15 protein-coding genes, 1 other RNA gene and 1 pseudogene are annotated in these 14,190 nt (G+C 66.8%); 12 read left to right on the top strand and 5 right to left on the bottom strand.

What is annotated here, in order from left to right:
* Positions 1-26 precede the first annotated feature (26 nt).
* The 3 genes and pseudogenes from pyrC (at position 27) to rnpB (ending at position 2,297) form a co-directional block, all read left to right on the top strand.
* Positions 27-1,070 (top strand): dihydroorotase, encoded by a 1,044-nt coding sequence (gene pyrC / locus HTY53_RS12325; RefSeq protein WP_174106855.1) that lies wholly within the window; start codon positions 27-29, stop codon positions 1,068-1,070.
* A gap of 60 nt (positions 1,071-1,130) precedes the next feature.
* Positions 1,131-1,925: pseudogene (locus HTY53_RS12320) on the top strand (DUF3025 domain-containing protein); the annotation flags it as partial.
* Positions 1,926-1,953: 28 nt separating this feature from the next.
* Positions 1,954-2,297: RNase P RNA component class A (rnpB, locus tag HTY53_RS12315), an RNA gene on the top strand.
* A gap of 85 nt (positions 2,298-2,382) precedes the next feature.
* Here the strand turns inward: rnpB and HTY53_RS12310 are convergent.
* Positions 2,383-2,805: an OsmC family protein gene (locus HTY53_RS12310; protein ID WP_174106854.1), complete on the bottom strand. Its 423-nt coding sequence runs from the start codon at positions 2,803-2,805 to the stop codon at positions 2,383-2,385.
* 729 nt (positions 2,806-3,534) lie between these two features.
* Here HTY53_RS12310 and rplM point away from each other — a divergent pair.
* The 4 genes from rplM (at position 3,535) to erpA (ending at position 5,467) form a co-directional block, all read left to right on the top strand.
* Complete coding sequence (gene rplM, locus HTY53_RS12305) at positions 3,535-3,963, top strand: 50S ribosomal protein L13 (RefSeq protein WP_006576930.1); 429 nt, start codon at positions 3,535-3,537, stop codon at positions 3,961-3,963.
* Positions 3,964-3,974: 11 nt separating this feature from the next.
* Positions 3,975-4,367 (top strand): 30S ribosomal protein S9, encoded by a 393-nt coding sequence (rpsI, locus tag HTY53_RS12300; protein WP_006576929.1) that lies wholly within the window; start codon positions 3,975-3,977, stop codon positions 4,365-4,367.
* A gap of 204 nt (positions 4,368-4,571) precedes the next feature.
* Positions 4,572-4,985, top strand: coding sequence for a bactofilin family protein (locus tag HTY53_RS12295; protein WP_174106853.1), 414 nt, complete (start codon positions 4,572-4,574; stop codon positions 4,983-4,985).
* A 113-nt stretch (positions 4,986-5,098) separates the two neighbouring features.
* A complete protein-coding gene (gene erpA / locus HTY53_RS12290; RefSeq protein WP_006576927.1) occupies positions 5,099-5,467 on the top strand; it encodes an iron-sulfur cluster insertion protein ErpA in 369 nt (122 codons plus the stop codon).
* An 89-nt stretch (positions 5,468-5,556) separates the two neighbouring features.
* Here the strand turns inward: erpA and HTY53_RS12285 are convergent, their stop codons facing one another.
* The 3 genes from HTY53_RS12285 to HTY53_RS12275 all read right to left on the bottom strand — a co-directional run bounded on the left by HTY53_RS12285 (position 5,557) and on the right by HTY53_RS12275 (position 8,972).
* Complete coding sequence (locus HTY53_RS12285) at positions 5,557-6,354, bottom strand: phytanoyl-CoA dioxygenase family protein (protein ID WP_174106852.1); 798 nt, start codon at positions 6,352-6,354, stop codon at positions 5,557-5,559.
* 88 nt (positions 6,355-6,442) lie between these two features.
* Positions 6,443-7,564 carry an anhydro-N-acetylmuramic acid kinase gene (locus HTY53_RS12280; RefSeq protein WP_174106851.1) on the bottom strand — a complete coding sequence of 374 codons (1,122 nt, stop codon included), beginning with the start codon at positions 7,562-7,564 and terminating at the stop codon, positions 6,443-6,445.
* Between the two features lie 31 nt (positions 7,565-7,595).
* Complete coding sequence (locus HTY53_RS12275; RefSeq protein ID WP_174106850.1) at positions 7,596-8,972, bottom strand: M23 family metallopeptidase; 1,377 nt, start codon at positions 8,970-8,972, stop codon at positions 7,596-7,598.
* A gap of 214 nt (positions 8,973-9,186) precedes the next feature.
* On the opposite strand from HTY53_RS12275, the gene tyrS reads away from it, so the two are divergent.
* The 4 genes from tyrS to HTY53_RS12255 are packed head-to-tail and all read left to right on the top strand — an operon-like array spanning position 9,187 to position 12,387.
* Entirely contained in the window at positions 9,187-10,428 is a 1,242-nt protein-coding gene (gene tyrS, locus HTY53_RS12270; protein ID WP_174106849.1) for a tyrosine--tRNA ligase, read from the top strand.
* A gap of 11 nt (positions 10,429-10,439) precedes the next feature.
* The gene (dtd, locus tag HTY53_RS12265) at positions 10,440-10,970 is read left to right on the top strand and encodes a D-aminoacyl-tRNA deacylase (protein ID WP_174106848.1); all 531 of its coding nucleotides are present in this window, start codon (positions 10,440-10,442) and stop codon (positions 10,968-10,970) included.
* A 16-nt stretch (positions 10,971-10,986) separates the two neighbouring features.
* Positions 10,987-11,649 (top strand): YbhB/YbcL family Raf kinase inhibitor-like protein, encoded by a 663-nt coding sequence (locus HTY53_RS12260; RefSeq protein WP_174106847.1) that lies wholly within the window; start codon positions 10,987-10,989, stop codon positions 11,647-11,649.
* 60 nt (positions 11,650-11,709) lie between these two features.
* Positions 11,710-12,387 carry a histidine phosphatase family protein gene (locus tag HTY53_RS12255; protein WP_174106846.1) on the top strand — a complete coding sequence of 226 codons (678 nt, stop codon included), beginning with the start codon at positions 11,710-11,712 and terminating at the stop codon, positions 12,385-12,387.
* A 130-nt stretch (positions 12,388-12,517) separates the two neighbouring features.
* Here HTY53_RS12255 and HTY53_RS12250 read toward each other — a convergent pair whose 3' ends face one another.
* A complete protein-coding gene (locus HTY53_RS12250; protein ID WP_174106845.1) occupies positions 12,518-13,240 on the bottom strand; it encodes a queuosine precursor transporter in 723 nt (240 codons plus the stop codon).
* 172 nt (positions 13,241-13,412) lie between these two features.
* On the opposite strand from HTY53_RS12250, the gene tam reads away from it, so the two are divergent.
* A complete protein-coding gene (gene tam / locus HTY53_RS12245; protein ID WP_174106844.1) occupies positions 13,413-14,180 on the top strand; it encodes a trans-aconitate 2-methyltransferase in 768 nt (255 codons plus the stop codon).
* The last annotated feature ends 10 nt before the right edge of the window (positions 14,181-14,190 follow it).

Here is a 14,190-nt window from a genome sequence, read left to right as displayed (position 1 = left end):
GCCCGCCTTTCGATTTGCCGAAGTCCATGACCCAGACCCTGACCATCACCCGCCCCGACGACTGGCACCTGCACCTGCGCGACGGCGCCGCCCTCGCCGCGGTGCTGCCCGATACCGCGCGCCAGTTTGCCCGCGCCATCGTGATGCCGAACCTGAAGCCGCCGGTCACCACGGTGGCGCAGGCGCAGGCCTATCGGGAGCGCATCCTTGCCGCATTGCCGGCCGGCCTGTCGTTCGAGCCGCTGATGACGCTGTATCTGACCGACAACACGCAGGCCGACGAAATCGTCGCCGCCAAGGCCAGCGGCTTCGTCCATGCGGTCAAGCTGTATCCGGCCGGCGCCACCACCAACAGCGATGCCGGCGTGACCGACATCCGGCGCTGCACCGCGGCCCTCGAAGCGATGCAGCGCGTCGGCCTGCCGCTGCTGGTGCACGGCGAGGTCACCGACAGCGAGATCGACCTGTTCGATCGCGAGGCGGTCTTCATCGAGCGCGTGATGGCGCCGTTGCGGCGCGATTTCCCGGCGCTGAAGGTTGTGTTCGAACACATCACGACCAAGGATGCGGCCGACTACGTGCGCGAGGCCGAAGGACCGGTCGGCGCCACCATCACCGCGCATCACCTGCTGTACAACCGCAACGCCATCTTTATCGGCGGCATCCGCCCGCATTACTACTGCCTGCCGGTGCTCAAGCGCGAGACGCATCGTCAGGCGCTGGTCGCCGCGGCGGTATCGGGCAACCCGCGCTTCTTCCTCGGCACCGACAGCGCCCCGCACGCGCGCGGTCTGAAGGAACACGCCTGCGGCTGCGCCGGCTGCTATACCGCCCTGCATGCGATGGAGCTGTACGCGGAGGCCTTCGATGCCGCGGGCGCGCTGGACAAGCTCGAAGGCTTCGCCAGCTTCCATGGCGCCGACTTTTACGGCCTGCCGCGCAATACCGGCACGCTGACGCTGACGCGCGAGCCGTGGCAGCTGCCGGAAACGCTGCCCTACGGCGAGACCGAACTGGTGCCGCTGCGCGGCGGCGAAACGCTGCAATGGAAGGCCGCGCTGGCGGTCTGAGCGGTGGGCGGCCCCGGCGCTGAGCGGGCCGTGGAAGGCCGGCAACCGACCGTGGAGCCGGTGCGGCAGCTGGCCCAGATCGACTGGTCCCGGCCCTGGTTCGCGCCGTTCGCCGCGACGGGCGCGGCGGTGGCGGCCCAGGTCTGCCAGGGCCGGCCGGTCCATGCCGCACTCGATGCCCTTGCCACCGCGCAGGGGCTGGCCAACGCCGCCGGACTGCCGTTGCGCTTCGTCCCCCAGCAGGCGCTGCCGCCCGGCAGTGCCTACGAGGCCCATATCCACGCGCACGGCGAGGTGCCGACGCGCGAGAACCTGCACGACTTCTTCAACGGCCTGATCTGGCTGCATTTCCCGCGCACGAAGGCGATGCTGAACCGGCTGCAGGCCGCGGCCATCGCCGTCGAGGGAGTGCGGCCCACGCGCGGCCCGTTGCGCGACGCGGCGACGTTGTTCGACGAAAACGCGGTGCTGTTCGTCACCGCCGAGCCGCGGCTCGGCGAGGCATTGCGCGGCTTCCGCTGGCGCGAGCTGTTTGTCGATGGCCGGGATGCGTGGCCCGACCGCTGCGCGGTGGTGCCGTTCGGCCATGCCTTGCTGGAAAAGCTGGTCGCGCCGTACAAGTCCATCACCGCGCACGCCTGGCCGATCGCCATGGTGCCTGCCGATCCGCGTCCGGCCACGCTCGAGACGCTGGATGGGCCGCTGGCCGACATGCTGGCGCAGGCCGAGCTGCGGGGCCGAAGCAGCTTCGCGCCGCTGCCGGTGCTCGGCATCCCGCACTGGTGGCCGGCCAATGCCGACCCCGCCTTCTACGACGACACCACGGTGTTCCGCCCCGGCCGCCGCGGCGCGGCCGACCCAAAGGTGCTAGACTGCGGCCCGCGAAGCAGGACAGACAACCGCTGCTCGCCCGGCAACGGGCGAGGGGAGGAAAGTCCGGACTCCACAGGGCAGGGTGGTGGCTAACAGCCATCCACGGCAACGTGCGGAATAGGGCCACAGAGACGAGTCTTCGCGCCGGGTTTGCCCGGTGCGAAGGGTGAAACGCGGTAACCTCCACCCGGAGCAATCCCAAATAGGCAGACGATGAAGCGGCCCGCCGAGTCTGCGGGTAGGGAGCTGGAGCCGACCGGTAACGGTCGGCCTAGAGGAATGGTTGTCACGCGCGCGCGGACCGCAAGGCCCGGGCGTCGCGCACAGAATCCGGCTTATCGGCCTGCTTCGCTTCGAATTCGCTTCCGGGGGCGGTGTTGTGCACCTATGCACCCGGAACCCCCTCCAGGACCCGCCACGCCGGCATCCCGTCGGCGCATCAGACCTCGATCAGTTCGACGCTATGGCTGATCTCTGCCGTCTTGGCCAGCATGATCGATGCCGAGCAGTACTTGTCGTGCGACAGCTGCACCGCCCGTTCGACGGTCGCCGGATTCAGATTGCGGCCCGTCACGGTGAACTTGAAGTGGATGCGGGTGAATACCTTGGGGTCCTCGCCGGCGCGCTCGGCCTCGAGCGTGACGGAGCAGCCGCGTACATCGTGGCGTCCGCGCTTCAGGATCAGCACCACGTCATAGGCGGTGCAGCCCCCGGTGCCGAGCAGCACCATCTCCATCGGCCGCGGCGCCAGGTTGTGGCCGCCGCCCTCCGGCGCGCCGTCCATCGCGACGAGGTGACCGCTGCCGGTCTGCGCGATGAAGCTCATGCCGTCGTTGCCCATCCAGGTGACCTTGCATTCCATTTCGTTCGTTCCTGCTCTCAATGTTTCGTTTCGATGTGGCGATGCGCGCGCATCGAGCCCTTGCATTTTCCTCAAATTTTCCTTGCGTCGTGTGGTGTTTTTGCCGCTTGAACAGGAGGAAAACTGAGGGAAACCTCTAAGATGTCAGTTTCGTGACATCGCGCTTTTCCCGTAAGTCATTGAATTTACGGACTTTGTGTCAGCTGCCGCGGCCGTGACAATTTTTTGCATTACGAAATGCCGTTTCGCAGTGCAAATTTTCTTGCGTCGCACAAGCCGTCATGTATAATTCGAACCATTGAACGACGGCGCGCCGATGGCCCGCCAGAGTGCGAAAGCGAAGGGTGGTCGAAGCGACCGAAGCAATTTCCCGACGCCAGCCCGCACCGCCGGCCCCGTCCCGTCGTTCTCCCAGTGTCTCCTCCACCCTCCTCCTTTGGTGGATTCAAACCCAAGCCTCAGCGCTTGGGTTTTTTTTCGCCCCTGCGCCGTTTTCTTTTCAGAAAAGCGGTCCGCAGGACACTGCGTGACTCAATCCCTTGACGGCAAACGCATTGTTTGCTTGTGCCGGGCGGCGAACCGCAAGTATAATCGAGGGCTTTTCCGTCATGCCCGCGGAAGAAGAACTCAGGGAGAGCCTGCACACACAAGCAGGAAGGTCAGGTCCAAAGGGCCGGCCGACGACGCAAGTCATGTTACGGGCAGGTTCTACAAGTCTCAGGAAAGATCATGAAAACCTTTTCCGCCAAGCCTCATGAGGTAAAGCGCGACTGGTTCGTGATTGACGCGACGGACAAAGTCCTCGGCCGTGTCGCCAGCGAAGTGGCACGCCGTCTGCGCGGCAAACACAAGCCGGAATTTACTCCGCACGTCGACACGGGCGACTACATCATCGTCGTCAACGCGGCCAAACTGCGTGTCACCGGCACGAAAGAAACCGACAAGAAGTACTACCGTCACTCGGGCTACCCGGGCGGTATCTACGAAACCACGTTCGGCAAGATGCAACAGCGTTTCCCGGGCCGCGCCCTGGAAAAGGCTGTCAAGGGCATGCTGCCGAAGGGTCCGCTGGGCTATGCGATGATCAAGAAGCTGAAGGTTTACGCCGAAGCCGAGCATCCGCATGAAGCGCAGCAGCCCAAGGCGCTGGAAATCTAAGGGGGCCATCCATGATCGGAAATTGGAATTACGGTACTGGCCGCCGCAAGAGCGCTGTGGCACGTGTGTTCATCAAGTCGGGTAAGGGCGACATCGTCGTCAACGGCAAGCCCATCAACGAGTACTTCGCCCGCGAAACCTCGCTGATGATCGTGCGCCAGCCGCTCGAGCTGACCGCTCACGCGCAGACCTTCGACATCAAGGTCAATGTGACCGGCGGCGGCGAAACCGGCCAGGCCGGTGCGGTGCGCCACGGCATCACCCGCGCGCTGATCGACTATGACGCCACGCTGAAGTCCGCGCTGTCCAAGGCCGGCTTCGTCACCCGCGATGCGCGTGAAGTCGAGCGTAAGAAGGTCGGTCTGCACAAGGCACGTCGTCGCAAGCAGTTCTCGAAGCGTTGATGCGCCGGGCAAGCCGGGATCCTTCCCAGCTTGCGCAGCCAGCAAAAACCGCACGCCAGTCGTGCGGTTTTTGTTTTGGGCGTCCACGCCTGACAGGCGTTACCCGGAGCGTTGTTGCTACATCACGGTGGTACGGGCAGTTGGCCGCACAATGCATCGTCATGGATACAATGGCGCTTTCCCAAGTTTCCCAGTGAGGCCGCGATGCTGTTTTCGAAGAAGAAAGGGTTGACGATCGACACCCTGATCGGTCGCCAGACCGTCGTCGAAGGCGACCTGCACTTCTCGGGCGGCCTGCGCCTCGATGGCCGCGTGCGCGGCAACGTGCTCGCCGTGGCCGGTCAACCCAGCATGCTGGTCGTCAGCGAGACCGGCGTGGTGGAAGGGGAGGTCAAGGTCGGCCACCTGGTGCTCAACGGCACCGTGACGGGTCCAGTGCATGCGGCCGAGCTGCTGGAATTGCAGCCGCAGGCGCGCGTGCAAGGCGAAGTGCACTATGCGGCCCTGGAAATGCACCAGGGCGCGATTGTCGAGGGCCGCCTGGTTCCGCTCGGGAACACCGAGCCCAAGGCGCTGCCCAACCTGAAACTGGCCGCAGGCAGCGAGGAAAGCGCCTGATGAGGCCGCGCGTACCGGAAACGCGCGTGCACAGAGCCCCTTGAATCGATGGGGGATCGGCACGATCTTTCCAGTGCGCTTAGAATACCGGCGTATCTAAATAGGAGAACCCCATGAACGCAGTCGCAGAGGCACCCATTACCGAGGACGTGCCGGCCCCGTTCGTCTTTACCGACAGCGCCGCCGACAAGGTCAAGCAGTTGATCGAGGAAGAGGGCAATGCCGATCTGAAACTGCGCGTCTTCGTGCAGGGCGGCGGTTGTTCCGGCTTCCAGTACGGCTTCACTTTCGACGAGGAAGTGAATGAAGACGACACCACGATGGTCAAGAACGGCGTCACGCTGTTGATCGATTCGATGAGCTACCAGTATCTGGTGGGCGCGGAGATCGACTACAAGGAAGACATCAATGGCGCCCAGTTCGTGATCAAGAACCCGAACGCCACGACCACCTGCGGTTGCGGCTCGTCGTTCTCGGTCTGACGCCAGTCCGCCTCAGCGAAAAGCGCACCCTCGGGTGCGCTTTTTGTTGCCCGCTTGCATTGCAGCGTTGCCGGCCGGGTCCGCGGGCCTTACTGCCCCGCACGCCACACCACCGGAAACCAGTCCTCCCGCATACGGTCCCCATCGGCCAGCCCGATGCCCGGGAAAGGGGGGGACGTGCGCCCGGGCCGATCGACATAGCGCACGTCATCGCCGAGAAAGCGCGCCGAAAATGCCCGCCGGCGTCCGCTGCCGGTATTGCCGGCGGCGCCATGCACGGTGCGGAAGTCGAACACCACCGCGTCGCCCGGCTCCAGTTCCGGCGTCAGGATCCGGTGCGAGCCATCCTCGACGTCCGGCATCTCCATGAACGCATCGTCACCCGCGTAGAAATTGTCGTTGCTGGCCCAGCGCTTGGGCCGCACCAGCCTGGGCCAGCGGTGGGAGCCCAGTACCACGCGCAGCGTGTTGGCCGTTGTGACCGGGTCCAGCGGGATCCAGTAGCTGGCGGTCTGACTGCCGTCGACGCAGTAATAGGGCAGGTCCTGGTGCCAGGGCGTCGGCTTTGCCGTGCCCGGTTCCTTGACGAGGATGTGCTCGTGGAACACCTGCGCCGCCTGCGAGCGCATCAGCTGTCCCGCGATCGCGGCCGCCGGCGATTCGTGCATGAAGGCCGCGAAGGCGGGGATGCGCTGCCAGTTGCAGTAGTCCTCGAAGAAGCGGCCGCTCTCGCCAGCGCGTACGTTTTCGATGGCGAACGGCCCCGGCGCTGCCAGGTTTTGCTCGAATCCTTCGCGCAGCCGCTCGACCCAGTCCGCGAAGGCCCCGCGCAGGACCAGCGCGCCGTCGCGCTGGTAGGCCTCGATCTGTGTGATGCTGATCTCCATCGCTACTCCCCCTCTTTATTGGTGTGGGCGGTCACGACAGTATCTCACCCGGCACAGGGCGGGCAGTCAGCCAGCAGAAGGCAGCGCCTCAGCGCGGATAGATCGCGCCGAGCACGCGCGGGCCGGCGGCGCCCGTCACGGTCGGCATATTGCCCGGCTCGCGGCGCAGGCATTGGCGCGCCAGCCAGGCAAAGGCGAGCGCCTCGACCTGCGAGACCGGCACGCCGAAGTCGTCCGAGGTCTGCACCGTGACGTTCGGCAACGCGGACGCCAGGCGCGCCATCACGAAGCCGTTGCAGGCGCCGCCGCCGCAGACGATCAAGCGCCGCGTATCCGGCGCGTAGCGGCGGATGTCTCCGGCGATGGCCTCGGCCGTCAGCGCCGCCAGCGTCGCCTGCACGTGCTGCGGATCGCGTTCGGCGTCCTGCAGCTGCGCGTCGAGCCAGGCGGGATGGAACAGGTCGCGGCCGGTGCTCTTGGGGGGAGGCTGCTTGAAATACGGCTCGTCGAGCAGCCGCGCCAGCAGTGCCTCGTCGATGCGGCCGCCGGCCGCCCACTCGCCGTTTGCGTCGAAGGGCAGGCCGCGATGGCGGGCAATCCAGTGGTCCAGCAGCGCATTGCCCGGTCCGCAGTCGAAGCCGATCACCGGCCCGCCGTCGCCGGGCAGCACGCTGATATTGGAGATGCCGCCGATATTGCAGACCACGCGGGTCTCGCCGGCCACGCCGAACAGCGCCTGGTGCAGCGCCGGCACCAGCGGCGCGCCCTGTCCGCCCGCGGCGATATCGCGGCTGCGGAAATCGGCGACCACGTCGATGCCGGTCAGCTCGGCCAGCAGCGCCGGATGCTGGCTCTGCCGCGTATAGCCGATGCCGTCGTAACGGCCGGGACGATGGCGAATGGTCTGGCCATGCGCGCCGATCGCCGCGATTGCGTCGGCTGGCACTGCGGCTTCGCGCAGCAGCGCCGCAACGCAGTCGGCATAGACGCGCGCCAGCGCATTGGCCGCCAGCGCCTCGCGATGGATTTCGTCGTCGCCGGGCTGCTGCAGCGCGCCGAAGGCGGTGCGCAGGCTCTCGGGGAAGGGTTGGTGGCTGGCCGCAAGAACCCGGGGCTGGGCCCCGGAGAAGTCCACCAGCACGCCGTCGGCCCCGTCCATGCTGGTGCCGGACATCAGGCCGATCAGGAGTTCGGGGCGCGTGGCGGACATCGCGGCGTGGGGCGGTGCGCTCGGTGCCGCGTCAGTTGCCGTTGGAGGCGACGTTGTAGGTGCGCAGCGCGTTGATCCGGCTCAGCATGTCGCTGGTGTAGCTCAGAAACTGCTGGCGCGCGCGCCCGGTCAGCGCCGGCGATTCCATCAGCGTGATCGTCAACGGGTTCTGCGGCACGTCGTTGTGGCGGAACTCGTAGTGCAGGTGCGGGCCGGTGGCCCAGCCGGTCGAGCCGACGTAGCCGATCAGCTGCCCCTGCATCACGCGCTGGCCCTGCTGGATGCCGGCAAAGCGCGACAGATGCGCGTAGTAGGTCGAGTAGCCGTTGTGGTGCTTGATGACGACGATATTGCCGTAGCCGTTCTGCTGGCCGACGAAATCGACTTCCCCGTCGCCGGTAGCGAACACCTTGGTGCCGGTCGGCGCCGCGAAATCCACGCCCTTGTGCTGCTGCCACTGGTGGTGCAGCGGATGGTCGCGGCCGCCGAAGCCCGACGACATCCGCGAGAACTCGACCGGCGAACGCAGGAACGGCCGCTTCATGCTGCGTCCGTCGAAGGTGTAGTAGGCGCCGTTCTTGCCGTCCGGCGCGTACCACAGCGCCTGGTGCAGCTGGTTGCGGTTGATCAGTTCGATCGCGACCACGCGGCCGTTGCGCACGAACGCGCCGTCGCGATAGCCCGATTCGTAGACGATGCGGAAGCGGTCGCCCTTGACGATGTCGTGGTGGAAGTCGATCACGCCCGAGAAGATCGAGATCATCTGGTCGACCACCTCGTCGGGCACGTTGGCCGCGTCCATCGCCTTGAAGAAGCCGCCGGCGCCGATCGTGCCCGAGCCCATCTCGTAGTGCAGCTCGTTCTTGACGACCTCGATGCGTGCCTTGTAGTCCGGATCGGCCAGGTCGCCGGCGCGCTCGATCACCAGCTGGCGCGAGATCGAGACGTCGCCGCCGAGGTTGGCCTGCAGCGAGACAAGCAGGTTGCTCTGGTCCACTTCCGCCTGCACGATCTGACCCGGTTCGAGCTTGAACAGGCCGCGTGCGGTCGGGTTCTTGTGGATGAAGGCCTGCGCGTCGGGGTCGTCCACGCCGAGCCGCTTGAGCAGCGTGGCGATGGTGTCGCCGCGCTGCATCCGCTCCTGGCGGACGAAGGTGGCGCCGGTGTCGGTCAGGCGCTCGAGCTGGTCGCGCAGGTCGGGCAGGCGCATGCCCTGGACCACGCGGGGCGCGTCGGGATCGTCGTAGGCGGTGCGCGGTGCCACGCCCATGGCCGCGGCCATGCCGAGCGTAAAGACGGTCGCGACCGAAGCCGTCAATTGCTTGCGGCGGCGCGCATGCAGCGCATGGGTCGGATCGACGAGCACCACGAGCTCACGCGCGAAAACTTCGCGGAGTCTGGACCACATCACGTAAAATTCTGCCTTGGTTCGGGCTCCGCTGCCGCGACGATCTGTGCGTGTCTGCCTTCCTCCCCCGAGGTGCGGCGCGGGCTGTCTTTCGTTTGCCGCCTACAATGGCGGTTGGCCGACGGGATGGCTCCCGGCTGGCCGAATCGGCGGATTATACCAAAAAGTTCCCCGGTGTCCGCCCGAATATTCATGTATTTCAACGACTTAAGTCATGACCGACGTATCCTCCGGCGCCGCGACCTCCTACCCCCTGACACCGTCCGTGATGCACGCGCTGGAAGTGTCCAAGCGCGGCTGCGACGAACTGCTGATCGAATCCGAATGGCTGCAGAAGCTGGCGCGTAGCGAGGCCACCGGCGTGCCGTTGCGGATCAAGCTGGGCCTGGATCCGACCGCGCCGGACATCCACATCGGGCACACGGTCGTGCTCAACAAGATGCGCCAGTTGCAGGACCTCGGCCACCACGTGATCTTCCTGATCGGCGACTTCACCTCGACCATCGGCGATCCGTCCGGCCGCAACAGCACCCGGCCGCCGCTGACGCGCGAACAGATCGAAGCCAACGCGCAGACCTATTACCGCCAGGCCAGCCTGGTGCTGGACCCGTCCAGGACCGAGATCCGCTACAACAGCGAGTGGTGCGACCCATTGGGCGCGCGCGGCATGATCCAGCTCGCCGCGAAGTACACCGTCGCCCGCATGATGGAGCGCGACGACTTCACCAAACGCTACCGGTCTGGGATTCCGATTTCGGTCCATGAGTTCCTCTACCCGCTGATGCAGGGCTACGACTCAGTTGCATTGAAGTCCGATCTCGAGCTCGGCGGTACCGACCAGAAGTTCAATCTGCTGGTCGGCCGCGAACTGCAAAAGGAATACGGCCAGGAGCCGCAGTGCATCCTGACCATGCCGCTGCTGGTCGGCCTGGACGGCGTCGAGAAGATGTCCAAGTCCAAGGGCAACTACGTCGGTGTGACGGAGCCGCCCAGCGAGATGTTCGGCAAGCTGATGAGTATCTCGGACGACCTGATGTGGCGCTACTACGAATTGCTGTCGTTCCGCCCGATGTCCGAGATCGACCTGATGAAGCAGGAAGTGGCGCTGGGCCGCAACCCGCGCGACTGCAAGGTGATGCTGGCGCAGGAGATCGTCACGCGCTTTCACAGCGCGGCCGACGCCGACAAGGCGCTGGAGGACTTCAATCACCGCGCCCGCGGCGGCGTGCCCGACGATATCCCCGAGGTCAGCCTGTCCGGCGCGCCGATGGGCATCGCCCAGCTGCTCAAGCAGGCCAACCTGGTGCCGTCGTCGTCCGAGGCCAACCGCAATATCGAGCAGGGCGGGGTGCGCATCGACGGCACCCAGATCAGCGACAAGGCGCTGAAGGTCGAGCCCGGCACCTATGTGGTCCAGGTCGGCAAGCGCCGTTTCGCGCGCGTGACGCTGTCCTGAGGCGCAGTCCGATGATTGCCCTGATCCAGCGCGTGGCGCGAGCCAGCGTGACGGTCGATGGCCGCGTCACCGGCGAAATCGGTGCTGGCCTGCTCGCGCTGGTCTGCGCCGAACGCGGCGACACCGAAAGCGAGGCCGAGCGCCTGCTGGCCAAGCTGCTCGGCTATCGCGTCTTCTCCGATGCCGCCGGCAAGATGAACCTGCCGGTGCGCGACATCGACGGCCAGGGCACGCCCGGCGGGCTGCTGGTGGTGTCGCAGTTCACGTTGGCCGCCGATACCAACAGCGGTACGCGCCCAAGCTTCACGCCCGCGGCTTCGCCGCAGGACGGCCGGCGGTTGTACGAGCATTTCGTCGCCCGGGCGCGGGCCGCCCATCCCGAGGTGCAGACCGGCGAGTTCGGCGCGATGATGCAGGTCAGCCTGGTCAACGACGGCCCCGTCACGTTCTGGCTGCGGGTGCCGCCATCGTCGCCGCCCCCGTCGCCGTCATCCGTGCCGTTCCGACCGTCATCCACGCCGCCCCGCGCGGCCAACCCGTAACCGCAAGGAGACAAGCATGAGACTCTGGAGCAACGCCTTTGCCGACATGGCGCCGATTCCCGGCGAGTTCGCCTTTGCCGTGCCGGACGCCGCCAATCACGTCACGCTGTCCGGCAACCGCAATCCCGACCTGCATTGGGACGGCGCGCCGTCCGGCACGCGCTCGTTCGTGCTGATCTGTCACGATCCCGACGTGCCCAGCCGCGGCGACGACGTCAACCAGGAAGGCCGCGAAGTGCCGGCGGATCTGCCGCGCGTGGACTTCTTCCATTGGGTGCTGGTCGACATTCCGCCGGGCCTGACCACGATTTCGGCCGGCTCGCACAGCGACGGTGTGATCGCGCGCGGCAAGCCCGGCCCGGATGCGACAGGGGGCACCGCGGCGGCGGGCGGCCTGCGCCACGGCATCAACGACTACACCAACTGGTTTGCCGGCGACAAGGACATGAGCGGCGACTACTACGGCTACGACGGCCCGTGCCCGCCGTGGAACGACACGATCGTGCACCACTACGTGTTCACGATCTATGCGCTGGACCTGGACCGTCTGCCGCTCGAGGGCCGTTTCACCGGCGCGCAGGTGCGCGAGGCGATCGAAGGCCACGTGCTCGACCAGGCCAGCCTGACCGGCACCTATACCCTGAACCCGAAACTGGCGGCGACGCAGTCGGCCGCCTGACGCCGCCGCAGCCCCAACACCAAGAATCAGCGCGCACCCGGCGCGCGCGAAGGAAACGGCATGACGTTCACGCCCGGGCCGCAGTCGCTGCTGGCCATCACCCATCTGATCGTGATCCGACACGGCGAAACGGCCTGGAACCGCGAACGGCGGCTGCAGGGGCAGCTCGATATCCCGCTGAACGAGACCGGCCACGCGCAGGCACGCGCGCTGGCCGGCTCGCTGGCGGGCGAACCGATCGATGCCATCTATTCGAGCGACCTGTCGCGCGCGATGCAGACGGCGGCGCCGCTGTCGGAGGCGCTCGGCATGCCGGTCCAGTCCGAGCCGCGGCTGCGCGAGCGCTGCTACGGCACGCTGGAAGGCATGACCTATGCCGAAGTTGCGCAGCAGCGGCCCGAGGACTTCGCCCGCTGGCAGGCGCGCGTGCCGGATTACGCGCCGCCGCAGGGAGAGTCGCTGCGCGACTTCCACGAACGCGCGATCGAAGTCGTGCTGGCGCTGGTGCGCCGCCATCCCGGCGAGCGCATCGCGCTGGTGGCGCACGGTGGCGTGCTGGACTGCCTGTATCGCGAAGCCACCGGCATGACGCTCGAAGCGCCGCGCGAGCACGAGCTGCTCAATGCCAGCGTCAATCGCCTGCGCAGCGACAGCTACCGGCTGACCGTGGCGCAATGGGGCGACGTCAGCCACCTGGCCACGCTGACGCTGGACGAGGTCGATCGGCGCGTACCGTGACGTTCGGTAGCGCCGACTCCGGTCGGCGCTATCGCCCGCGCTATTCCACCTGGCCATTCCCGGCGCCATCCCCTGGCGCTATTCCCAAGCGCAATCCCCCGGCGCAATCCCGGCCCGCTATACCCGCCCGCTATACCCGCAGCCGGAACGGCGTGAAGTCGGTGTCGCGGTCGTACCAGTCCTCGTTCTCGGCCCGCTTCAGGAACGCCACCACGCGATAGGTGACCGGCGTCATCACGACTTCCCAGCCGGTCTTGAGCACGTATTGCGCCACTGCGACCTGGATCACCTTCTCCAGCGGCCAGATGCCGTAGAACGCGATCACGTAGAACAGCGACGAGTCGACCAGTTCGCCAGCCAGCGTCGAGCCGATCGTGCGGGTCCACAGCCAGCGGCCGCGTGTCCACAGCTTCATCTTGGCCAGCACGTAGCTGTTGGTGAAGCTGCCGCAGCAGAAGGCGATCAGCGAGCCGAGCGCAATGCGCCAGGTGTTGCCGAACACGTCCTGCAGGCTCTTCTGATAGTCGGCCATGAACGGTGCCACCGGCATCGACAGCACCACCACGCTCATGAAGGTAGCGAAGGCCAGCGCCGCGAAGCCCGCCCACACCACGCGCCGGTCGCGGCCATAGCCGTAGACCTCGGTCAGCACGTCGCCGAAGATGTACGAGACCGGGAAGAACAGCACGCCGGCGCCGAAGGTCACCGGGCCGATCCAGGGCAGCGTGACCTGCGCCGCCTTGGCCGCGCCGATCAGGTTCGAGCACAGCAGCACGGTGACGAAGGCCACCATCACCAGATCGTAGTAGCGATAGACACGGCCGGTGAGGGGGGCGGCTCGGGTTGTGGACATGGGCTTCCCTGGTTTTTTGCTGGCGATTATGCCAGCAGCGGGTCGGGGCGGCCGGGTCTCCGGTTCCGACTCCTGCGGTGCGGCAGCGCGCGCTGCCGCTGCATGCAGGCGCGGCACGCCGGGTGTATCGTTGCGCCATCCCTGACCGCCCAGCCACCGGGAGCCCACCGCCATGACTTGGTCCTCCAACCAATACCTGCAATTCGAAGACGAAAGAACGCGGCCGGCGCGCGAGCTGCTTGCCGCCGTGCCGACGCGGACGGTCCGCAGCGCCATCGACCTGGGCTGCGGTCCCGGCAATTCGACCGAGGCGCTCGCCGCGCGCTATCCCGACGCGCAGATCGTCGGCCTCGACAGCTCGCAGGACATGATCGACGCCGCGCGCAAACGGCTGCCGCAGTTCCGCTTCGAACTGGGCGACATCAGCGCCTGGCGCGATCCGGGGCCGTACGATCTGGTGCTCGCCAACGCCGCGCTGCAATGGGTGCCGGACCACGCCACGCTGTTCCCCTCGCTGGCGCAGCGGCTTGCGCCGGGCGGCAGCCTGGCCGTGCAGATGCCCGACAACCTCGATCAGCCGACCCATCGGCTGATGCGCGAGGTCGCCGCGGACGGGCCGTGGGCGCAGGCGCTGTCGCGGGCCGCGGCCGCGCGCACCACGCTGCCGCCGGCGCTCTGGTACTACGATCTGCTGCGGCCGCACTGCACGCGCGTCGATATCTGGCGCACGACGTATCACCATACGCTGGCGGGTGCGCCGGCGGTGGTCGAATGGTTAAAGGGAACGGGACTGCGGCCTTTCCTCGAGCCGCTCGATGCGGCACAGCGCGAGGCCTTTCTGGCGCGCTATACGGCGGCGATTGAGCAAGCCTATCCGGCGCAGGTCGATGGCGTGGTACTGCTGCCGTTTCCGCGCCTGTTCATCGTGGCGACGCGATGATGTCGCGGCG

It is taken from the genome of Cupriavidus gilardii (assembly GCF_013314895.1).
In the GTDB taxonomy this organism is placed as follows: domain Bacteria; phylum Pseudomonadota; class Gammaproteobacteria; order Burkholderiales; family Burkholderiaceae; genus Cupriavidus; species Cupriavidus gilardii_C.
The sequence above is the reverse complement of the archived record's forward strand: the minus strand, read 5'-3'. Positions and strand labels throughout refer to the sequence as shown.